This window comes from Serratia sp. MF1(2023) (assembly GCF_030954545.1).
In the GTDB taxonomy this organism is placed as follows: Bacteria; Pseudomonadota; Gammaproteobacteria; order Enterobacterales; family Enterobacteriaceae; genus Serratia; species Serratia sarumanii.
In genome coordinates this window covers 262,854-284,837 of sequence record NZ_JAVHUX010000008.1, presented here as the reverse complement: position 1 = coordinate 284,837, position 21,984 = coordinate 262,854, and the positions used below count along the sequence as shown (strand labels likewise).

At 60.7% G+C, this 21,984-nt stretch carries 19 protein-coding genes; 8 read left to right on the top strand and 11 right to left on the bottom strand.

Annotated elements, in window-relative coordinates; translation table 11 throughout:
• Positions 1–20 precede the first annotated feature (20 nt).
• The 3 genes from fghA to REA38_RS04170 are packed head-to-tail and all read right to left on the bottom strand — an operon-like array spanning position 21 to position 2,953.
• Positions 21–863 (bottom strand): S-formylglutathione hydrolase, encoded by an 843-nt coding sequence (gene fghA / locus REA38_RS04180; protein ID WP_015377214.1) that lies wholly within the window; start codon positions 861–863, stop codon positions 21–23.
• 14 nt (positions 864–877) lie between these two features.
• Positions 878–2,002 carry an S-(hydroxymethyl)glutathione dehydrogenase/class III alcohol dehydrogenase gene (locus REA38_RS04175; protein ID WP_033637718.1) on the bottom strand — a complete coding sequence of 375 codons (1,125 nt, stop codon included), beginning with the start codon at positions 2,000–2,002 and terminating at the stop codon, positions 878–880.
• A 30-nt stretch (positions 2,003–2,032) separates the two neighbouring features.
• Positions 2,033–2,953 carry a LysR substrate-binding domain-containing protein gene (locus tag REA38_RS04170; protein ID WP_308885092.1) on the bottom strand — a complete coding sequence of 307 codons (921 nt, stop codon included), beginning with the start codon at positions 2,951–2,953 and terminating at the stop codon, positions 2,033–2,035.
• 105 nt (positions 2,954–3,058) lie between these two features.
• On the opposite strand from REA38_RS04170, the gene REA38_RS04165 reads away from it, so the two are divergent.
• The 8 genes from REA38_RS04165 to REA38_RS04130 all read left to right on the top strand — a co-directional run bounded on the left by REA38_RS04165 (position 3,059) and on the right by REA38_RS04130 (position 12,062).
• On the top strand, positions 3,059–4,216 hold the full coding sequence (locus REA38_RS04165) for a YbfB/YjiJ family MFS transporter (protein ID WP_047568517.1): 1,158 nt from the start codon (positions 3,059–3,061) through the stop codon (positions 4,214–4,216).
• Positions 4,217–4,460: 244 nt separating this feature from the next.
• Positions 4,461–5,126: a GTP cyclohydrolase I FolE gene (gene folE, locus REA38_RS04160; RefSeq protein WP_004938969.1), complete on the top strand. Its 666-nt coding sequence runs from the start codon at positions 4,461–4,463 to the stop codon at positions 5,124–5,126.
• A gap of 79 nt (positions 5,127–5,205) precedes the next feature.
• A complete protein-coding gene (gene yeiB / locus REA38_RS04155) occupies positions 5,206–6,378 on the top strand; it encodes a DUF418 domain-containing protein YeiB (protein ID WP_074026871.1) in 1,173 nt (390 codons plus the stop codon).
• A gap of 127 nt (positions 6,379–6,505) precedes the next feature.
• Complete coding sequence (galS, locus tag REA38_RS04150) at positions 6,506–7,543, top strand: HTH-type transcriptional regulator GalS (RefSeq protein ID WP_033637722.1); 1,038 nt, start codon at positions 6,506–6,508, stop codon at positions 7,541–7,543.
• Positions 7,544–7,807: 264 nt separating this feature from the next.
• Entirely contained in the window at positions 7,808–8,800 is a 993-nt protein-coding gene (gene mglB, locus REA38_RS04145; RefSeq protein ID WP_039566832.1) for a galactose/glucose ABC transporter substrate-binding protein MglB, read from the top strand.
• A 99-nt stretch (positions 8,801–8,899) separates the two neighbouring features.
• Positions 8,900–10,408: a galactose/methyl galactoside ABC transporter ATP-binding protein MglA gene (gene mglA / locus REA38_RS04140; RefSeq protein ID WP_308885090.1), complete on the top strand. Its 1,509-nt coding sequence runs from the start codon at positions 8,900–8,902 to the stop codon at positions 10,406–10,408.
• A gap of 11 nt (positions 10,409–10,419) precedes the next feature.
• On the top strand, positions 10,420–11,430 hold the full coding sequence (mglC, locus tag REA38_RS04135) for a galactose/methyl galactoside ABC transporter permease MglC (RefSeq protein ID WP_004938953.1): 1,011 nt from the start codon (positions 10,420–10,422) through the stop codon (positions 11,428–11,430).
• Between the two features lie 239 nt (positions 11,431–11,669).
• A complete protein-coding gene (locus tag REA38_RS04130) occupies positions 11,670–12,062 on the top strand; it encodes a tautomerase family protein (RefSeq protein ID WP_308885089.1) in 393 nt (130 codons plus the stop codon).
• A 124-nt stretch (positions 12,063–12,186) separates the two neighbouring features.
• Here REA38_RS04130 and sanA read toward each other — a convergent pair whose 3' ends face one another.
• The 8 genes from sanA to metG form a co-directional block, all read right to left on the bottom strand.
• The gene (gene sanA / locus REA38_RS04125; RefSeq protein ID WP_033637725.1) at positions 12,187–12,930 is read right to left on the bottom strand and encodes an outer membrane permeability protein SanA; all 744 of its coding nucleotides are present in this window, start codon (positions 12,928–12,930) and stop codon (positions 12,187–12,189) included.
• A gap of 169 nt (positions 12,931–13,099) precedes the next feature.
• Positions 13,100–14,797 (bottom strand): NAD-dependent malic enzyme, encoded by a 1,698-nt coding sequence (locus REA38_RS04120; RefSeq protein ID WP_033637726.1) that lies wholly within the window; start codon positions 14,795–14,797, stop codon positions 13,100–13,102.
• A 221-nt stretch (positions 14,798–15,018) separates the two neighbouring features.
• Positions 15,019–15,903 (bottom strand): cytidine deaminase, encoded by an 885-nt coding sequence (gene cdd / locus REA38_RS04115; RefSeq protein ID WP_079656364.1) that lies wholly within the window; start codon positions 15,901–15,903, stop codon positions 15,019–15,021.
• A 137-nt stretch (positions 15,904–16,040) separates the two neighbouring features.
• A complete protein-coding gene (locus REA38_RS04110) occupies positions 16,041–16,736 on the bottom strand; it encodes a CidB/LrgB family autolysis modulator (RefSeq protein ID WP_033646779.1) in 696 nt (231 codons plus the stop codon).
• Positions 16,733–17,140 (bottom strand): CidA/LrgA family protein, encoded by a 408-nt coding sequence (locus REA38_RS04105; RefSeq protein WP_033654965.1) that lies wholly within the window; start codon positions 17,138–17,140, stop codon positions 16,733–16,735. Before REA38_RS04105 ends, REA38_RS04110 begins: the two co-directional genes overlap by 4 nt.
• Positions 17,141–17,278: 138 nt before the next feature.
• Positions 17,279–18,493, bottom strand: a complete 1,215-nt coding sequence (locus REA38_RS04100) for an MFS transporter (RefSeq protein WP_033646776.1) — start codon at positions 18,491–18,493, stop codon at positions 17,279–17,281.
• 130 nt (positions 18,494–18,623) lie between these two features.
• The gene (locus tag REA38_RS04095) at positions 18,624–19,691 is read right to left on the bottom strand and encodes a sugar ABC transporter substrate-binding protein (protein ID WP_060453202.1); all 1,068 of its coding nucleotides are present in this window, start codon (positions 19,689–19,691) and stop codon (positions 18,624–18,626) included.
• 222 nt (positions 19,692–19,913) lie between these two features.
• Positions 19,914–21,941: a methionine--tRNA ligase gene (gene metG, locus REA38_RS04090; protein ID WP_033637732.1), complete on the bottom strand. Its 2,028-nt coding sequence runs from the start codon at positions 21,939–21,941 to the stop codon at positions 19,914–19,916.
• Positions 21,942–21,984 lie beyond the last annotated feature (43 nt).

The window sequence follows — 21,984 nt, the reverse complement described above, 5'->3', positions numbered from 1 at the left end:
TAACCGCCCGGATTTTTTTATCAGCGGAACAGGTGCTCGGCGTGGAAGCGCAGGTGATCTTCCACGAAGGTGGCGATGGTGAAGTAGCTGTGATCGTACCCCGGCTGAATGCGCAGCGTCAGCGGCCAGTCGCGCTGGCGCGCCAGCTCCGCCAACCGCGCCGGCTGCAGCTGATCGGCCAGGAACTGGTCGTCGTCGCCCTGGTCGATAAGGACCGGCATTTTTTCCGCGCCGCTGGCCAGCAGATGGCAGCTGTCGTACTGCAGCCACTGGCTTTCGTCGCTGCCCAGATAGGCGGTGAACGCCTTGCGGCCCCACGGCACCTGGCACGGGTTAACGATCGGCGCGAACGCCGATACCGAGCGGAAGCGCTGCGGATTGCGAAACGCCATCATCAGCGCGCCGTGGCCGCCCATCGAGTGGCCGAAGATCGACTGACGATCGCTGACGCTGAAGTGCTGTTCGATCAGCGCCGGCAGTTCTGCGCTGATGTAGTCGTACATGCGGAAGTGGCGATCCCACGGCGCCTGGGTGGCGTTCAGGTAGAACCCGGCGCCCTGGCCCAGATCGTAGCCTTCGTCGTTCGGCACTTCGTCGCCACGCGGGCTGGTGTCCGGCATCACCAGCACCAGGCCCAGCTCGGCGGCGATGCGCTGCGCGCCGGCTTTCAACGTGAAGTTCTCGTCGTTGCAGGTCAGCCCCGACAGCCAGTACAGCACCGGCGGCGGGTTGTCATCGCGCGGCGGCGGCAGGTAGATGCTGAATGTCATGTTGCAATTCAGGCTCTGCGCCGCGTGGCGATAGCGCTGCTGCCAGCCGCCGAACATGCGGTGCTCTTCGAGAAGTTCCAATGACAACGTCATCTCTGCCTCCTGGCTTATTGGTCGAAGTGGATGACGGAACGGATCGATTTGCCTTCGTGCATCAAATCGAACGCTTCGTTGATCTGCTCCAGCCCCATGGTATGGGTGATAAAGTCGTTCAGCGCGAATTCACCGTCCAGATAGCGTTCGACTATGCCCGGCAGCTGCGAACGGCCCTTGACGCCGCCGAACGCCGAACCGCGCCAGACGCGGCCGGTGACCAGCTGGAACGGACGGGTCGAGATCTCTTCGCCAGCGCCCGCGACGCCGATGATCACCGACTCGCCCCAGCCCTTGTGGCAGCATTCGAGCGCGGAGCGCATCACGTTAACGTTGCCGATGCACTCGAAGGAGAAATCGACCCCGCCATCGGTCAGTTCGACGATCACGTCCTGAATCGGCTTGTCGTAATCTTTCGGGTTGATCAGATCGGTGGCGCCCAGCTTGCGCGCCAGATCGAACTTGCTGGTGTTGATGTCGATGCCGATGATGCGGCCCGCGCCGGCCATCTGCGCGCCGATGATCGCCGACAGGCCGATGCCGCCCAGGCCGAAGATTGCCACGGTGTCGCCCGGCTGCACTTTGGCGGTGTTCATCACCGCGCCCATGCCGGTGGTCACGCCGCAGCCCAGCAGGCACACTTCTTCCAGCGGCGCTTCCTTGTTGATTTTCGCCAGTGAGATTTCCGGCACCACGGTGTACTCGGAGAAGGTGGAGGTGCCCATGTAGTGGAAGATCGGCTTGCCATCCTTGAAGAAGCGGGTGGTGCCGTCCGGCATCAGCCCTTTGCCCTGGGTGGCGCGGATCGCCTGGCACAGGTTGGTCTTGCCGGATTTACAGAATTTGCACTCGCCGCACTCCGGGGTGTAGAGCGGGATCACGTGATCGCCGACCGCCACGCTGGTGACGCCTTCACCGACCGCTTCCACCACGCCGCCGCCCTCGTGGCCGAGGATCGCCGGGAACACGCCTTCCGGATCTTTGCCGGACAGGGTGTAGGCGTCGGTGTGACAAACGCCGGTGGCGACGATCCGCACCAGCACTTCGCCTTTTTGCGGTGGCATCAGCTCGACTTCTTCGATCTTCAGCGGCTGGTTCGGGCCCCAGGCAACGGCAGCGCGGGTTTTGATCATCTCCATCATAGTCTCCTCAGTGGTTTTCTTTTTAAATCAGGCGATATCGACAACGTCTGATAAATCGTTGGGGGTGCTTTCATCAACAGCGGCGGTTTCCGTCTGTTCAATAATCAACTCTTTCAGCGCACGCACGTTCGGCCCGAACGCGTCGCGGCGCCACAGCAGCCAGGTGGCGGTGTCGGTCACGTCCGGCGGCAGGGGGTGAACCCGCACCCGCTCATGGCCCGGCAGCAGGCTCAGCACCGAATGCGGGATCATCGCCAGCCCGGCGCCGCTGGCGACGCAGGCCAGCATGGCGTGATAGGACTGGATCTCCATAATTTGCCCCGGCCGCGCGCCTTCGCGCTTGAACCAGGCCTCCAGCCGCAGGCGGTAGGAGCAGCTGGCGCGAAAGGCGAACAGCGTCTCGCCATTGGCGTCTTTGGCGCTGTGGATCGGCGCGTGATCGAGGCAGGAGATCACCACCATATGTTCAGGATAGGCGATGCAGCCGTTCAGCTCGTCATAGGGTACCGGGCCGTCGACCAGCGCCGCGGCCAGCGTGCCGGCGCGCACCCGATCGGCGATTTCGCCAGAGGTGCCGGTGGTCAGCGACAGCGAAACCTGCGAGAAGCGCTGGTGGTAAGCCGCCAGCAGCGAGGGCAGGCGGGTAGCGGCGGTGCTCTCCATCGAGCCGAGGGCGAAGTTGCCCGCCGGTTCGCCGGCGTGGGTGATGCTCATCGCCTCGTCGCTCAGCGCCAGGATGCGGTTGGCGTAGCACAGAAAGTTATGGCCCATCGGCGACAGGCGCAGGCGCTGTTTTTCGCGGATAAACAGATCGGCGCCCAGCTCCTGTTCGAGCTGGCGCAGTCGGGTGGTCAGATTCGACGGCACGCGGTGCAGCTGCTCGGCGGCGCGGGCGACCGAGCCGGTTTCCGCCACGCAGCAGAACATGCGAAGCTGGGTCAGATCCATAATATTCTCGTTTCGTGATGAACTTGATTAGTATTATTCAGTTTTTGTGAGTTTAATACTGCGGCATGATACTGGCAACTTTCTTTTAACCTTTTGGATGCCGATATGGCTTTACGTATTGCCTTGAGCGGTTTTGCCGCGCTGATCGTTGCGATGGGCATTGGCCGCTTCGCTTTCACCCCCCAGGTGCCGCTGATGATCGCGGAACATCAGTTCACCCTGACCGGTGCCGGGCTGGTGGCGGCGATCAACTATTTGGGCTACCTGTGCGGCGCCTACGACGCGATGCGCGCCACGCGCCACGTCGAGCGGCGCCTGTGGCTTGGCGTGTGGGGCGCGGTGGCGCTGACGCTGCTGTCGGCGCTGGCGCAGGATGAATGGACGCACGGCGCGCTGCGCTTCGTCATCGGCTGGGCCAGCGGCTGGGCGATGGTGCTGGTGGCGGCCTGGACCAATGAGCGGTTGGCGCACTACGGCCGGCCGGCGCTGAGCGCGGCGGTGTTCGCCGGGCCGGGCGCCGGTATCTTCCTCAGCGGCATGCTGGCGGTGGGCATCAACACGCTGGGGCTGACGGCGGCGCAGGCCTGGCTGGTGTATGGCGTGCCGGCGCTGGCGTTGGTGGGGGCGATTAGCGCCTTTCTGCCGCGCAGCGGCGAGCTGCATCGCCCGGACGTGGCCCCGGAACCGCTGCTGCTGACGCCGGCGCTCAAACGCCTGGTGTGGAGCTACAGCCTGGCCGGGTTCGGCTACATCCTGCCGGCGACGTTCTTGTCGCAGATGGCGGCGGCGCGTTTTCCCGGCAGCCTGTTCGCGCAGTTCGTCTGGCCGGTGTTCGGCGGCGCGGCGGTGCTGGGGATCGTTATCGGCATTTTGACCCGCCATCGGCTGACCACCCAGAGCCGGCTGGCGATCACGCTGTGGATACAGGCGCTGGGCGTGCTGAGCGCCGAAGTGGTGCCGGGCGTGGCCGGCCTGGCGCTCGGGGCGTTGCTGACCGGCGGCGGCTTCCTCTGCGTGGTGCAGCTCGCGCTTCAACACGGCCGAGAACTGGCACCGCGCCATGCGCGCTACATGGCCGGGTTGCTGACCACCGGTTATGCGATCGGCCAACTGGTCGGGCCGATGCTGTCGGCGCTGTCGACCGCCTTGACCCATCGACTGGAGCCGGCGCTGTACGTAGCGGTGGCGGCGCTGTTGGTGGCCGGTGCGCTGGTGGTGAATACCCCGGCGCGGCGGTTGGCGCAAAAAACGGCGATGCGGTGATTGAAATCCATACAAAAAACGTGGAATCCCGCAGCCGGCCTGATTGTGCTAAATGCGAATATTTCACCTGCGGATGAAGCACTATCACTGGATAATCGCCGCGCTCTCATCTACAGTGGGGGCAAAATCTTGACCGGGTTCACGTTATCCACCACGAAAACTCTGCCGTCACGAGAGCAAGCAATTCGCCGGCCGCACGCCCTACCAGGCCGCCGGCGGGTTCCGTCCGCAGGAGAACAAGTACATGACATCATTAAGTAAAGAAGCCGCGCTGGTGCATGCGGCGCTGGAAGAGCGTGGTCTGGAGACGCCGCTGCGCGGGGAAGTGCTGGATCGCGAAACGCGCAAGCGCCGCATCAAAGAGCACATGACCGAAATCATGCAGCTGCTGAACCTCGATCTGTCCGATGACAGCCTGGCGGAGACGCCGCATCGCATCGCCAAAATGTATGTCGACGAGATCTTCTCCGGGCTGGACTACGCCAACTTCCCGAAAATCACCGTTATCGAGAACAAGATGAAGGTGGATGAGATGGTGACGGTGCGCGATATCACGCTGACCAGCACCTGCGAACACCACTTCGTGACCATCGACGGCAAGGCCACCGTGGCCTATATCCCGAAAGACTCGGTGATCGGCCTGTCGAAGATCAACCGCATCGTGCAGTTCTTCTCCCAGCGTCCGCAGGTGCAAGAGCGCCTGACCCAGCAGATCCTGGTGGCGCTGCAGACCCTGCTCGGCACCAATAACGTGGCGGTATCGATCGATGCGGTCCATTATTGTGTCAAGGCGCGCGGCATCCGCGACGCGACCAGCGCCACCACCACCACTTCGTTGGGGGGGCTGTTCAAGTCCAGCCAGAATACCCGCCAGGAGTTCCTGCGCGCGGTGCGTCATCACCAGGGGTGATGGCGTTGCGGGGCGACCCGCACGACGACAACAGGCGCCTGCGGGCGCCTTTTTCATGAGCGGAAGACAGCGATAAAAAATGAACAGTCATCCTCTGCCGCGCATCGCCACGCTGGACTGCGTGCGCGGCATCGCCATCCTCGGCATTTTATTGCTGAACATCAGCGCCTTCGGCTTGCCGAAGGCCGCCTACCTCAACCCGGCCTATTTGGGCATGCCGTCATCGCGCGACGCCTGGACCTGGGCGCTGCTCGATCTGTTCGCCCAGGCCAAGTTCCTGGCGATGTTCGCGCTGCTGTTCGGCGCCGGGCTGCAAATGCTGCTGCGGCGCGGCAAAAGCTGGATCCGCGCGCGGCTGTCGTGGCTGCTGCTGTTCGGCCTTGCGCACGCCATCTTCCTGTGGGACGGCGACATTCTGCTGGCCTACGGGCTGATCGGCCTGGTGTGCTGGCGCATGATCCGCGAAGCCAAAGAAACCTTCCAGCTGCTGAAAACCGGCGTGGTGCTGTATTTGATCGGCGTGGCGGTGCTGCTTTTGCTCGGCTTCGTCTCGCACGGTGAGCCGGGCAGCTTCTGGCAGCCGGGCGCGGCGGAGCTGCAGTACGAGAAGTTCTGGAAGCTGCAGGGCGGTTTCGAAGCCTGGCGCAGCCGCGCCGATCTGCTCTCGTCCAGCCTGCTGGCCATCGGCGCGCAGTATGGCTGGGAGCTGGCGGGGCTGATGCTGTTCGGCGCCGGACTGATGCGCAGCGGCTGGCTGCGCGGCAGTTATTCCTCCGGTTATTATTTGCGGCAGGCGGCGTGGCTGCTGCCGCTTTCGGTGCTGATCCAGCTGCCGGCGGTGGCGCTGCAATGGCAGGTGCATTGGGACTATCGCTGGAGCGGTTTCCTGCTGCAGGTGCCGCGCGAGCTGGGCGCCCCGCTGCAGGCGATGGGCTATCTGGCGCTGTGTTACGGTTTCTGGCCCGCGCTGTCGCGCATGCGCATCGCCCACTGGCTGACCCTGGTGGGGCGCATGGCGTTGAGCAACTACCTGCTGCAAACGCTGATCTGCACCACGCTGTTTTATCGCTTTGGCCTCTATGAGCAGTTCGACCGGCTGCAGCTGTTGGCGTTCGTGCCGCTGGTCTGGCTGGCCAACCTGGCGTTTTCCGCACTGTGGCTGCGTTACTTCGAACAGGGGCCGATGGAGTGGCTGTGGCGCAAGCTGACGCAGCTGGCCGCCGGCGAAGCGGAACCCAAAACGCTGAAGTGAGCGCCCGCCGGCAGGTTAAAAAAATGTATGTAAACGTTTTCTTTCCTGTGACGTAATTCACGCAGAGCAGCGGGCCAATCGGGGTAGGATAGCGCCACCGGCCACTACCCCGATTTCAGGATCCCGCATGCCTCCAGTTCATCCGATCACCATCCGCGACGTGGCGAAACGCGCCGGGGTCTCCGTGGCGACCGTCTCCCGCGTGCTGAATCACAGCGCGCTGACCAGCAAGGAGACGCGCGAGCAGGTGCTGCAGGCGGTGGCAGAGCTGGGCTATCGCCCCAACGCCAACGCGCAGGCGCTGGCGACCCAAAGCAGCGATACCCTGGGCGTGGTGGTGATGGACGTCTCCGATCCGTTCTTCGGCGCGCTGGTGAAAGCGGTAGACACGGTGGCGCAGAAACACCACAAATACTTGCTGATCGGCAACAGCTATCATCAGGCGGACAAAGAGCGCCACGCGATCGAAGTGCTGATTCGCCAGCGCTGTAACGCCCTGATTGTTCACGCCAAAGCCCTGAGTGACGCCGAGCTGATCGGCTTTCTGGAGCAGGTGCCGGGCATGGTGCTGATCAACCGGATTATTCCCGGCTATGAGCCGCGCTGCGTCGGGCTGGATAACATCTGCGGCGCGGAAATGGCGATGCGTCTTTTGCTGTCGCAGGGCCATCGGCGCATCGGCTATCTGGGCTCCAATCACCCGATCGAAGACGGGCCGCTGCGCCAGCAGGGTTATGCGCAGGCGATGGCCGCCGCCGGGCTGGCCACGCCCGACAACTGGCGCGCCTACGGTTCGCCGGATCTGCAGGGCGGCGAGGCGGCGATGGTGGAGCTGCTGGGGCGTAACCTGCAGCTGAGCGCGGTGTTCGCCTACAACGACGCCATGGCCGCCGGCGCCATGGCGGTGCTGAAAGAAAACGGTATCACGGTGCCGCAGCATTTCTCGCTGATCGGCTTCGACGACATCCCCATCGCGCGTTACACCAGCCCCAAGCTTACCACGGTGCGCTACCCGATCGTCTCGATGGCCACGCTGGCCACCGAGCTGGCGTTGCAGGGCGCGGCAGGCCTGACGGAGCCGCAGGCCGCTCATCTGTTCATGCCGACGCTGGTGCGGCGCCATTCTGTCGCCCCCTGGCAAAGTGAGGCGACGGTCACTCTCTGACGATTTAATCTTGTGTAACCGTTTTCAATCTGTGAGAAAATTCACAGAATATTAACATCACGCCGTCTATGCTCTAGGCGTTTTCCGGCGCAAAGGCCCTTGCCGCTGCAACCTTTATCTCGCGCTGACACAGCATTTCTCGGAAATAACAAAATCCACGGACGGCAGGTGTTGAGTGGAAATCGCCTGGCCTGGGGTGTGCGCACTGCCGGTGACCATTGGCTCAAAGACGAGTAATACCCTACACAGAACCGGAGACTGACAATGAATAAGAAGGTTTTCACCCTGGCCGCCATGGCCGCAGCCATGATGTTTGGCGCCGCAGCCCATGCTGACACCCGTATTGGCGTCACGATTTACAAGTACGACGACAACTTCATGTCGGTGGTGCGCAAGGCTATTGAGAAGGACGCCAAGGCTTCACCGGACGTCACCCTGCTGATGAATGACTCGCAGAACGACCAGTCCAAGCAGAACGATCAGATCGACGTGCTGCTGGCCAAGGGCGTGAAAGCGCTGGCGATCAACCTGGTCGACCCGGCCGCGGCGCCGGTGGTTATCGATAAGGCGCGCGCAAACGATATCCCGGTGGTGTTCTACAACAAAGAGCCTTCCCGCAAGGCGTTGGACAGCTATGACAAGGCGTATTACGTCGGCACCGACTCCAAAGAATCCGGCGTGATCCAGGGCGAGCTGATCGCCAAACACTGGCAAGCCAACCCGGCCTGGGATCTGAACAAAGACGGCCAGATCCAGTTCGTGCTGCTGAAAGGCGAGCCGGGCCACCCGGATGCTGAAGCGCGCACCACCTACGTGGTGAAAACGCTGAACGAGAAAGGCATCAAGACCCAGCAGCTACAGATGGATACCGCGATGTGGGATACCGCGCAGGCGAAAGACAAGATGGACGCCTGGCTCTCCGGCCCGAACGCCAACAAGATTGAAGTGGTGATCGCCAACAACGACGCCATGGCGATGGGCGCGGTGGAAGCGCTGAAGGCGCATAACAAGACCACTATCCCGGTGTTTGGCGTCGATGCGTTGCCTGAGGCGCTGGCGCTGGTGAAATCCGGCGCGATGGCGGGCACGGTGCTGAACGACGCCGACAACCAGGCGAAAGCCACCTTCGAGCTGGCGAAGAACCTGGCGGCGGGCAAACCGGCCACCGAAGGCACCCAATATAAAATCGAAAATAAAGTCGTGCGTATTCCTTACGTCGGCGTAGATAAAGACAACCTGTCTCAGTTTGTTAAATAAGAATTGAGATCCCGCTAAGACCCCGCCTGCGGCGCCAACACCAGGAATACTGCCGGCGGGGATGTTTACGACTGCAAGACAGTTAAGCCAGGTGTATTTATGGCCGATAGCTCACGCGAATTTCTGCTGGAAATGACGGATATCTGTAAGTCATTTCCCGGCGTCAAAGCCTTGGACAATGTCAATTTACGCGTCCGCCCGCACTCGATTCACGCCCTGATGGGGGAGAACGGCGCGGGTAAATCGACGTTGCTGAAATGCCTGTTCGGCATTTACAAAAAAGACAGCGGCAGCATTGTGTTTCAGGGCCGGGAGATCGATTTCAAGAGTTCGAAAGAAGCGCTGGAGCACGGCGTTTCCATGGTGCACCAGGAGCTGAACCTGGTGCTGCAGCGCACCGTGATGGACAACATGTGGCTGGGGCGCTATCCGACCAAAGGCCTGTTCGTCGATCAGGAAAAAATGCTCAAAGACACCCAGGCGATCTTCGACGAGCTGGATATCGACATCAACCCGCGCGAAAAGGTGGGCAACCTGTCGGTGTCGCAGATGCAGATGATCGAGATCGCCAAGGCATTTTCCTACGACGCCAAAATCGTCATCATGGATGAGCCGACCTCCTCGCTGACGGAAAAAGAGGTCAATCACCTGTTCACCATTATCCGCAAGCTGAAAGAGCGCGGCTGCGGCATCGTTTATATCTCGCACAAGATGGAAGAGATCTTCCAGCTGTGCGACGAGATAACGGTGCTGCGCGACGGGCAATGGATCGCCACCCAACCGCTGGAAGGGCTGGATATGGATAAGATCATCGCCATGATGGTCGGCCGCTCGCTCAGCCAGCGCTTCCCCGACAGGCAGAACACGCCGGGTGAGGTGATCCTCGAGGTGAAAAACCTGACGTCGCTGCGCCAGCCCTCGATCCGTGATGTGTCCTTCGATCTGCACCAAGGCGAGATCCTCGGCATCGCCGGGCTGGTGGGCGCCAAGCGCACCGATATCGTCGAGACGCTGTTCGGCATTCGCGAAAAGGTGGCGGGCACCATCAAGCTGCACGGCAAAGCGATCGATAACCACAGCGCCAACGAAGCGATCAACCACGGTTTTGCGCTGGTGACCGAAGAGCGCCGATCCACCGGGATTTACGCTTACCTCGACGTGGGCTTCAACTCGCTGATCTCCAATATCCGCAATTATAAAAACAAGCTCGGCCTGCTGGATAACGCGCGGATGAAGAGCGACACCCAGTGGGTGATCGACGCCATGCGGGTGAAAACGCCGGGGCATCACACCCATATCGGCTCGCTGTCCGGCGGCAATCAGCAGAAGGTGATCATCGGCCGCTGGCTGCTGACGCAGCCGGAGATCCTGATGCTGGATGAACCGACGCGCGGCATCGACGTGGGCGCCAAGTTCGAGATTTATCAGCTGATGACCGAACTGGCGAAGAAGGGCAAGGGGATCATTATCGTCTCGTCCGAAATGCCGGAGCTTTTGGGGATCACCGACCGTATTTTGGTGATGAGCAATGGTCAGGTTGCGGGCATCGTTAACACCGAACAGACCTCGCAAAATGAAATCTTACGTCTCGCCTCCCTGCACCTTTAAGGATCGGAATTATGAACGCGCTAAATAAAAAAACCTTATTTACCTATTTCAAGGAAGGCGGCATTTACGTGGTGTTGCTGGTGCTGTTGGCCATCATCATCATTCAGGATCCGACTTTCCTCAGCCTGATGAACCTGAGCAACATCCTGACGCAGTCTTCGGTGCGCATCATCATCGCGCTGGGCGTGGCGGGGCTGATCGTGACCCAGGGCACCGACCTGTCCGCCGGGCGGCAGGTGGGGCTGGCGGCGGTGGTGGCGGCCACGCTGCTGCAGTCGATGGATAACGTCAACAAGGTGTTCCCGCACATGGAAACCTGGTCGATTCCCCTGGTTATCCTGCTGGTGTGTGCGGTCGGCGCGGTGATCGGCCTGGTTAACGGCCTGATTATCGCCTATCTCAACGTGACGCCGTTCATCACCACCCTGGGCACCATGATCATCGTCTACGGCATCAACTCGCTGTATTACGACTCGGTCGGCGCTTCGCCGGTGGCGGGCTTCGATCCGAAGTTCTCCACCTTTGCCCAGGGCTTCTTGCGCTTCGGCGACTTTAAGCTGTCGTACATTACCTTCTATGCGCTGATCGCCATCATATTCGTCTGGATCCTGTGGACCAAGACCCGCTTCGGCAAGAACATTTTCGCCATCGGCGGCAACCCGGAAGCGGCCAAGGTGTCCGGGGTCAACGTGCCGTTGAACCTGATCATGATCTATGCGCTGTCCGGCGTGTTCTACGCCTTCGGCGGCCTGCTGGAAGCGGGGCGCATCGGCAGCGCCACCAATAACCTCGGCTTTATGTATGAGCTGGACGCCATCGCCGCCTGCGTGGTGGGGGGCGTCTCCTTCGCCGGCGGGGTGGGTACGGTGTGGGGCGTGGTGACCGGGGTGATCATCTTCACCGTCATCAACTACGGCCTGACCTATATCGGCATCAACCCGTACTGGCAGTACATCATCAAGGGCAGCATCATCATCTTCGCCGTGGCGCTGGACTCGTTGAAATACGCCAAGAAGAAGTAGATTTACCACTTCGCAGACGACAAAGGCCGGCCTATTGCCGGCCTTGTTACGTTGGGCGGTGTACGGGGCTAGGCCAAATAATAAGGTATTATTTGGCAATGGCTGGCTGGGTGGTTTCGGGTAAGGGATATTGCCCGATCTTGAGGTTGGGTTGGTTACAGCGTGACACAGTTTTCGGGCTACCAACATGACATGAAGTCAGTAAACTGGTTTTATCTACCGTTCTCAGGGAGCAAACTATGCCTGTATTTACCATTACGCTGAAAAGACGTAATACGCTTGATAAGAAAAGGATTTCATCAGCTATTCACGCGGCGGTAGTAAAAACCGGCTATCCTGCGAACGATCAATTCCAGCGCTTTATCAGTCTTGAGGAAGACGATTTATATGTGGATCCCACTTATCCCGATCTGGAATCCCCCCGCAGCGCTAACTTCGTGTTGATTGAAGCTATGCTTTCCTCTGGCTCCCCCGATGCCCGCAAACAATTACTCTTACAGTCACTGGTGCAGGAACTCGCCCTGATTGGACTGGACAGCAATGACCTGATGGTCATCTTCATTGAATTGGACCGTTTGAATAGTTCATTCGGCGGTGGCAGAAGGGCATCCCCACTTTCAATGTCGCAATAAGCTGTCAGCGTACGTAGAGGGGCTTTACGCAAATCATCCGGTATTCGTTAACACGGCGTTTTCTCGCATAATACGCCCTTTTAGCGTATTGCTGGGGGCGCGTGTAAAACCCTCTGCCGGATGATTAAGGCTGTTTGGCTTTCTGCTTCTCTTCTTTCAGCTTGTGCTCCAGCTCGACCAGCTGTTCCGGCGAAACGGCGGGATAGCCCTGGGCGTCTTCCGGCACGGTGTGCATGGCGGAGATCGGGATCAGCGGGCCGAGAAAGCGCGGTTCGCGCTTGAGGATATAGAGATCGGTCAGCGCGCCCAGGCGGGCGAAGATCTCGCGGGCGCGCACCGTCATCATGTCTTTCGGCGACGGCACCGCGTAGCACTGCGCCTGAATGCCCATGTGCAGGGCGATGAACAGCGCGCGCTCGCAGTGGAAGCGCTGGGTGATGATGATGAAATCGTTGGTGTCGAACACCTTGCGGGTGCGCACGATGGAGTCCAGGGTGCGGAAGCCGGCGTAGTCCAGCACGATATCGCTCGGCGCCACGCCGGCGGCGATCAGATCGCGGCGCATGGTCATCGGCTCATTATAGCTTTGCTGGGCGTTGTCGCCGCTCAGCAGCAGGTATTTCACCTTGCCGCTGTTATAGGCGTTGATCGCCCCCTGAATGCGGTAACGGTAGTACTGGTTGATCACCCCGGTGCGGTAATACTTGGCGGTGCCGAGCACTACGCCGACCTGGCGGTGCGGCAATGCCTGCAGTTCGTCGTAGACGTAAGGCGCGGTTTTCCAGCTGATCCAGCGATCGAGCGCAATAGCCGAACCCATCAACACCGCAATGAAGATGAACAGGCTGATGATCAGGCGTTTCCACATGTTGTTGCCTTACGCGCGCCGGGCTGAAAAAGATGGATCAAGGCTACTTTACCTGACCGACCTACGCAAGACGCGAACCGCCTGAAGCACGCGCGCCGCCGCATTTTTCGGCGTTTTTGCCGCACAAAAAAGCCCGGCGGAGCCGGGCTGGGTCATTTCAGCGCGCCATTCAGAACGAGGTGCGCTTGTAGCTGCGGTACTGCGGCCGCCAGAAGTTGTGTTCGATGGCTTTCGACAGCGCATCTTCGGAGGTGACGATCGCCACGCCCTGCAGCTGCGCGGCTTTACCCACTTCCATGGCGATGCACTTCGACACGCCCTGAATATCGTCGATATTCGGCAGCAGCGCGCCATGGCCGTCGGTGGCCAGCGGCGAGCAGTCCGCCAGCGCGCGGCTGGCGGCCATCAGCATGGCGTCGGTGACGCGGGTGGCGCCGGAGGCCAGCACGCCGAGGCCGATCCCGGGGAAGATATAGGAGTTGTTGCACTGGGCGATCGGGTACAGCTGATCTTTATAGCTCACCGGCGCGAACGGGCTGCCGGTCGCCACCAGGGCGGCGCCGTCGGTCCAGTTGATGATGTCTTCCGGACGGGCTTCCACGCGCGAGGTCGGGTTGGACAGCGGCATCACGATAGGGCGTTCACAGTGTTTGTGCATCTCGCGGATCAGCTCTTCGGTAAACAGCCCCGGCTGGCCGGACACGCCGATCAGAATGGTCGGCTTGGCGTTGCGCACCACGTCCAGCAGCGAGATGGCGTCGCTGGCGGTTTCCCAGCCGGCCAGGTTATCGCTCTTCTGCACCAGCTTGCTCTGGAAGTCGAGCAGGTTCGGCAGTTTGTCGGTCAGCAGGCCGAAGCGGTCGACCATGAACACGCGGGCGCGCGCTTCGTCTTCGCTCAACCCTTCGGATTTCATCTGCGCGATGATCTGCTCGGCGATGCCGCAGCCGGCGGAACCGGCGCCGAGGAAGGTGACGGTCTGATCGCGCAGCTGGCTGCCGGCGGCGCGGCTGGCGGCGATCAGGCTGCCGAGGGTGACCGCGGCGGTGCCCTGGATGTCATCGTTGAAGCAGCAGATCTCATCGCGGTAGCGATTCAACAGCGGGGTGGCGTTGTTCTGCGCGAAGTCTTCGAACTGCAGCAGCACGTTCGGCCAGCGGCGTTTGACCGCCTGAATAAACTCTTCGACGAAGGCGTGGTACTCCTCGCCGGAGATGCGCGGATGGCGCCAGCCCATGTACAGCGGATCGTTGAGGCGCTGCGGGTTGTTGGTGCCGACGTCCAACACTACCGGCAGGGTATAGGCAGGGCTGATGCCGCCGCAGGCGGTATACAGCGACAGCTTGCCGATTGGAATGCCCATGCCGCCGATGCCCTGATCGCCCAGACCGAGAATGCGCTCACCGTCGGTGACCACGATCACCTTGACGTTCTGCTTGGTGGCGTTTTGTAGCATGTCATCGATGCGATCGCGGTTCGGGTAGGAGATGAACAGCCCGCGCGCGCGGCGATAGATATCGGAGAAGTGCTCGCAGGCCTCGCCGACGGTCGGGGTATAGATGATCGGCATCATCTCGCTCAGGTGCGAGTCCAGCAGGCGGTAGAACAGGGTTTCGTTGGTGTCCTGGATGTTGCGCAGGTAGATGTGCTTGTCGTTATCGTTCTTGAAATCCTGATACTGACGGTAGGCGCGTTCCACCTGTTCTTCGATGGTTTCCACCGCTTCCGGCAGCAGGCCGTGCAGGTTGAAGTGGCTACGTTCTTCCTCGGTGAAAGCGCTGCCTTTGTTCAGCAGCGGAAATTCCAGCAGAATCGGGCCGGCGTAAGGGATGTAGAGCGGGCGTTTGCTTTCGTATTCTAGTTCCATCAGTTTTACTCTTCACGTATCAGATAACTTTATTGCCGACGATCCTAAAAGATAAAGAGCAGATGTACAGCATTTGTTGCCCGATGATGAACCAGGTTGGCGTAATTATCGACAATCAAATGATTTTTTAACTAAAGAAAGTGTCTCTGGCGGCGTCGGGGCATTGTATTTGGTGGGCGGGGCTGTTAGCGACGGAACCGGATGGCTCCGCCGTTGAGCGCTTAGAACGCGGCGCGGCTGACGTTTTGGCAGCCCAGCGCCGCCAGGGTGACGCGGGTGGCGTCCCACTGACTGATGATCGCCTCCTGCGGTTCGGCCAGCACGGCGCGGCGGATGTTCAGGCAGTCGCCGCCGGAGAGGTTCAGCAGGATCAGCGCGGCCTGCAGCGGCGGCAGGCTCGGGTTGAAGGCGGCGTTTTCCGCATAGCGGCCGGCGTAGATGATGCCGTCCGCCGTTTCCAGCGCCACGCCGCTGTGGGCGTTGCTGTACGGCGCGTGGCTTCGGTTGGCTGCCGCCAGCGCCGCCTGTGCCAGCGCATCGTTCAGCGCCAGCTGATGGCCATGATCGACCTCGTCCATCAGCAGCGAGGCGACATCCAGATCTTTCGGGCCGAAGGCGTCCGGCAGATAGTCCGCCAGCGTGGCCGGCGCGCGACCCGGCAGGCGGATCTGCAGCTCGCCGCCGCTGTTCAGTTCATTCATAAACTGGCGGCAATGGCCGCACGGCGTGTAGTTGACGGTGATCGAGGCCAGCGCTTTTTCGCCGCGCAGCCAGGCGTGCGTCACCGCACTCTGTTCCGCATGCACGGATTGCTGCAGCGGCGCGCCGCTGAATTCCATATTGGCGCCGAAATAGAGGTTGCCGCTTTGCCCGCGCGCGATGGCGCCGACGTGGAAGTGCGATATCGGGGTTAACGAGCAGGCCGCCGCCAGCGGCAGCAGCGCGAATGCCAGCGCATCATCGTCCAGCCCGCAGCCTGTGCGGATCGCCGCCGCTTGCTCGGCCGTGAACATCGCCGGAAAGTCAGGCGCGTCCAGATAGGGCTGCAGGGCGGATTGCAGTGTCGCGGGCAGTGCGCTGAACGCGGTGTGAAAACGCGGATGCATAGAAAGTCTCTCTACAGGTTAACGGGATAACATTCTAGGCAGGCCAGAGACATTAAAGTGTGATTAATGTCTCTTAATTGATGAAATTAGTGCAATGAGATACATAAATGCGAGATGTATCGCAAGTTTCACCCTGTTCAACTGAACAGGTGCAGCAGCACCGGGAACAGGAACGGTGCCAGCAGCGAGGTGATGATGCCGCAGATCACCAGCGCCAGCGAGCCGAAAGCGCCTTCCTGGTAGTCCATCTCCGCGCAGCGTGCGGTGCCCAGCGCGTGGGACGCGGTGCCCATCGCCAGGCCGCGCGCCGAGTGGGTGGTGATTTTCAACAGGTTGAACAGCGTATGGCCGAACACGGCGCCGAGGATACCGACGAAAATGACGCAGACCGCGCTGATCGCCGGAATGCCGCCGAGTGAGTCCGCGACGGCCATGGCGATCGGCGTAGTGACCGATTTCGGCAGGATAGAGGCGGCGATTTCCGGCGTGGCACCCAGCCACAGGGCGATGGCGCCGCCGCTGATCATGGCGGTCAGGCTGCCTATGAAGCACACCGCGATAATCGATTTCCAGCGCGCGCGGATCTGGTGCAACTGCTCATACAGGGGGAAGGCCAGCGCGACGACCGCCGGCTGCAGCAGATCGTTGAGGATTTTGCTGCCCAGGAAGTAACGCTCATAGGGGATGCCGGTGAGCAGCAGCAGCGGGATGATCACCGCCATGGAAACCAGCAGCGGGTTGAGCAGCGGCATATTCAGCTTGCGCGCCAGCCAGCGCGCGGCGAAATAGACCGCCAGCGTCAGCGGCAGCGACCACCAGATTTCATGGATCATGAGTTACCCTCCGTGTCGTCGGGTTTGCCGGCGATGCGGCGCTCGCGATGAAAATAATGTGAGGTATAGCCGACCACCACCAGCACCATCAGCGTACTGATCAGGCAAGAGATAACCAGCGGGCCCAGATGCGCGACGATCTGGTCGTAGTATTTCATCACCCCGACGCCGATCGGCACGAACAGCAGCACCATGTAGCGGATCAGCAGATGGCAGCCGGGTTTAACCCATTTGGCCGGCATAATCTGGGTAGAGAGCAGGGCGAACAGCAGCAGCATGCCGAGAATGCTGCCGGGAATGGCGAACGGCAGCAGCGCCGCCAGCGCGTTGCCGACGAACAGACAAAGGTAGATGAGGAGCAGAGCCCTCAGGTATTTCCAGCATAGTGTGAGCACGTTGGCCATTGTCTTTTCCCGTTTAACCGATGCATTCATCATACAATTAAACTGTGAGCCATGCCACAGATCGCGCCATGAATTCTCGCTATGGGCGCCATGCCCGATCGGCGGGTTGACAGCCCGGAATGGCCGCTACGCGCGGATTCAGCGCGCGTCTTCGGCGGTTGCCGCAGCCTGTTCTGCCAGCCGATGGCCAAGGAAGAAAAACAGCAGGCTAAGCAGCGCGCAAACGATCAACATCACGAACATCAACGGCGGCGCGGCATAGCTGAGCAGCATACCGCTCAGAACCGGGTTGATGGCGCCGCCCAGCGCGCTGAGGTTCTGTACCCCATAGTAGCTGCCTTTCAGATGCGGCGGCGCGATAAAGTCGATGAACATGTATTCCACCGGAATGACGATGATTTCGCCGAGGGTAAACACCGCCATCGCCACCATCCACAGCCAGACCGCCTGGCCGGCCATCATGAAACCGAGCAGCCCGACGATGAAAAACAGCGTGCCCAGCACCAGCCAGCGCAGCATGTTTTCCTGGCGCATGCCGCGACTGAGCAAGTATTGCAGGGCGATAACGATGCCAGCGTTGACGATCATTACCAGCCCGATAATTTTGTAGGCGAACTCGGCGCTGGAGACGGTGATCAGGTACTGCGACAGATAGCCGGTGAACTGACCGAACACCACGGCGCCCAGGGTGCTGCCGAGAGTGAAGTAGATAAGCCGCCGATCGCTGCGCAGGATAGTCACCGTCTGGCGGAAGTTGGGGAGCGCCGCCGGTGCGGCGGCGGTTGGCGCCGGGCGCTGTTCCCGGCCGCGCAAGCGCAGGCTCAGCGCCGCCACCGTCGCCAGCGCCAACCCGCCCGACAGATAAAACGGCAGCAGCGGGCTAAGCCCGGCCACCAGCACGCCGAGCGCAGAGCCGATCGCCCAGCCGACGTTGACCAACGTATAGTTGATAGAGAAAGCCTTGATGCGCTGCTCGACCGGCAGCCAGTCGGCGAAGCAGGCCTTGATGGTGATACTCAGCACCGAATAGCAGGTATGCAGGATCGCCAGCACCACGATGACGCCGCCGGGGCGCGGGATCCAAGGAATGGCGAAGAAGCTCAGCGCAAACAAGACAATCGACAGCAGGATCAGGCGGTTTTTGCTGAATTTGTCCACCAGATAGCCGCCGTACAGGCTGGCAAGGATGCCGAGGGTCAGGCTGACGCCTAAAATCACGCCCACGCTCTTCGGCAGCAGATGGAAATGCTCGGTGAGGTAGATGGTGATGAACGGCAGCGTCACGCCGCGGCCGATGGTCAACACCAGTGAACTGGCCAGCAGTACGTTGATCAGCGAGGGGAATCCCTTCATTCGAAGCCTGTTTATGCATACAGTTATGGGCGATGCAGATAACATAGCGTATTTTGGCGAGGACGGAAGGGGAAAGCCGATAATTAGGTTAAAAACAGAGGCTGCGTCGCCAGCCTCGTCAAAAACAGCACTATTTACCGTGTTCGGCCTGCAGCGTGGCGAACCACGGCTGGACGAAATCGCTGCTGCTGCCCCAGCCGGGGATGATCTTCGCCAGCCCGGCGACGTTGACCGGCCCCGGCTGCGCCAGCAGCAGCGCTTGCGGAATGACCGTCGCTTTGAACTGATAGCTGTCCGGCGTGCTTTCCCCGGCGATCTTGTTGGCCACCAGGCGCAGGTTGATCGCGCCGATAAGTTTCGGATCCACCGCCACGCTGACCTGCCACGGGCTGCCGGCTTCGCGCATCAGCTGCAAGTCCTGGTTGGAGATATCGATGCTGTACAGCTTGATTTCGGTGCGGCCGTTCTCTTTCAGCGCCTTGTAAGCGCCCTGGGTAAAGGCATCCCAGGTGCCCCAGATGGCGTCAATCTTGCCTTTCGGGTATTTCGCCAGCACCGCGCCCACCTTGTTGGCAGTATCGCCCTGCACGTCGGAGGAGACCGCGCCGATCGATTCCAGCTCGTGAATGCCCGGATGCTGTTTCAGCAGCTGCTGATAGGCGGCCTGGCGGCGTTCCATCGGCGGGAAACCGGCCACCCAGAGTTTGATGATGTTGGCCTGACCGTTGAAATCCTTCACCAGCTGGCCGAAGGAGGCGTTGGCCAGCGAAGCGTCGTCCTGCTGCGAGACGGTGACGCCGGGAACGCTGCCGCTGACGTCGGTATCGAAAGCCGCGACGGCGATGCCGGCCGCCGCGATGCGTTTGACCAGCTCGGTGGAATAGGGGGCTCGCCCCTGCGAGAGAATGATGCCGTCATATTTCTGGCTGATAGCCTGGTTGACGAAGTCCTGGAAGCGCGCGTCGTCGCCGTTGCTGAGGAAAGTGTCCACCTTGAAGCCAAGCTTGCGCCCTTCCTGAATGGCGCCCGCCAAGAATTGCGTGGTGTTGTCGTCGGAGCCGAGATTGCGGATCACCGCGATGCGCACCGGCCCCTGATGCTGAGCGATGGCGGCCGGCACGGCGGCATTTTCCGCCGCCTGCAGCGGCAGGGCAGCCAGCAGGCTGAGGGCGAGCAGTGAAGTCTTGAGGTTTTTCATTATTATAGGCTCCAAAAAAAGCGGGTAAAGGATCCCGGTGAAGGTCTGTTATAGCAGTCTTTCTGTCTGGACGTCTATTTGTTGTTGCTGAGCATCATAGCGGGATACGGCGGGCGAGGGAATCAGAGCGGTTATGACGTTTTCTTACTGTTTATAACTTTGGGTTTGAGGCATTAAAAAGGGCCGAGCAAGCTCGACCCTTGATGTAACGCGCCGGCGCGGTTACTTGACCTGCATGCCGGGCTGCGCGCCGCTGTCCGGGCTCAGCAGGAAGATCTCTTTCCCGCCGGGGCCCGCCGCCATCACCATGCCTTCCGAAACGCCGAAACGCATTTTGCGCGGCGCCAGGTTGGCGACCATGATGGTCAGGCGGCCTTCCAGCGCTTTCGGATCCGGGTAAGCGGAGCGAATGCCGGAGAAGATCTGGCGCGATTCGCCGCCCAGATCCAGCTGCAGTTTCAGCAGTTTGTCGGAGCCTTCGACAAAGTCGGCGCTCTTGATCAGGGCGATGCGCATGTCCACCTTGGCGAAGTCGTCGAAGGTGATGGTTTCCTGAATAGGATCATCGGCCAATGGACCGGTCACCGGTTTGGCGGCGGCCATGTCTTCCTTCGAGGCGTTGACCATCTCGCTGACCTTGTCCAGATCGATGCGGTTGAACAGCGCTTTGAACGCGTTCACCTGATGACCCAGCAGCGGTTGCGGGATCGCGTCCCAGCTCAGCTCGGCGTTGAGGAACGCTTCGGCGCGCTCGGTCAGCGAAGGCAGCACCGGCTTCAGGTAAGTCATCAGCACGCGGAACAGGTTGATGCCCATCGAGCAGATGGCCTGCAGATCGGCGTCGCGGCCTTCTTCCTTCGCCACCACCCAAGGTGCCTGCTCATCCACGTAACGGTTGGCCAGATCGGCCAGCGCCATGATTTCACGGATCGCGCGGCTGAACTCACGGCCGGCGTAAGCTTCGGCGATGCTCTGCGCCGCGTCAACGAAGGTCTGGTACAGCGCCGGATCGGCCAGGCTGTCGGCCAGCTTGCCGCCGAAGCGCTTGTTGATAAAGCCGGCGTTGCGCGACGCCAGGTTCACCACCTTGTTGACGATATCGGCGTTTACGCGCTGCACGAAGTCTTCCAGATTGAGATCGATGTCATCAATGCGTGAAGAGAGCTTGGCGGCGTAGTAATAGCGCAGGCAGTCGGCGTCCAGATGCTGCAGGTAGGTGCCGGCCTTGATGAAGGTGCCGCGCGACTTGGACATTTTGGCGCCGTTCACCGTCACGTAGCCGTGCACGAACAGGTTGGTCGGTTTGCGGAAGTTGCTGCCTTCCAGCATCGCCGGCCAGAACAGGCTGTGGAAGTAGACGATGTCCTTGCCGATAAAGTGATACAGCTCGGTGGTGGAGTCTTTGCGCCAGAACTCGTCGAAGTCCAGATCGCCGCGCTTGTCGCACAGGTTCTTGAAGGAGCCCATGTAGCCGATCGGCGCGTCCAGCCAGACGTAGAAGTATTTGCCCGGCGCATCCGGGATCTCGAAGCCGAAGTAAGGCGCATCGCGGGAGATGTCCCACTGCTGCAGGCCGGATTCGAACCACTCCTGCATTTTGTTCGCCACCTGCTCTTGCAGCGCGCCGGAGCGCGTCCACGCCTGCAGCATTTCGCTGAAGGCCGGCAGGTCGAAGAAGAAGTGCTCGGAGTCGCGCATCACCGGCGTCGCGCCGGAAACCACGGACTTCGGATCGATCAGCTCCGTCGGGCTGTAGGTGGCGCCGCACACTTCACAGTTGTCGCCGTACTGATCCGGCGATTTGCATTTCGGGCAGGTGCCTTTCACGAAACGGTCCGGCAGGAACATGCCTTTCTCCGGATCGTACAGCTGAGAAATGGTGCGGTTCTTGATAAAACCGTTTTCTTTCAGGCGGCTGTAAATCAGGGTGGACAGCTCGCGGTTTTCATCGCTATGGGTCGAATGGTAGTTGTCATAGCTGATGCCAAAGCCGGCGAAATCCTGTTGGTGCTCCTGGCTCATCTCCGCGATCATTTCTTCCGGTTTCACGCCCAGCTGCTGCGCTTTCAGCATGATCGGCGTGCCGTGCGCGTCGTCCGCGCAGATGAAATGCACTTCGTGGCCGCGCATTCGTTGGTAACGCACCCAGATATCCGCCTGGATGTGCTCGAGCATGTGGCCGAGATGGATGGAACCATTTGCGTACGGTAGCGCGCACGTCACCAATAATTTTTTCGCGACTTGAGCCATAGTGAGAACTTGCTTTCTGTAATGAATAAAAGGGCCTTCGATG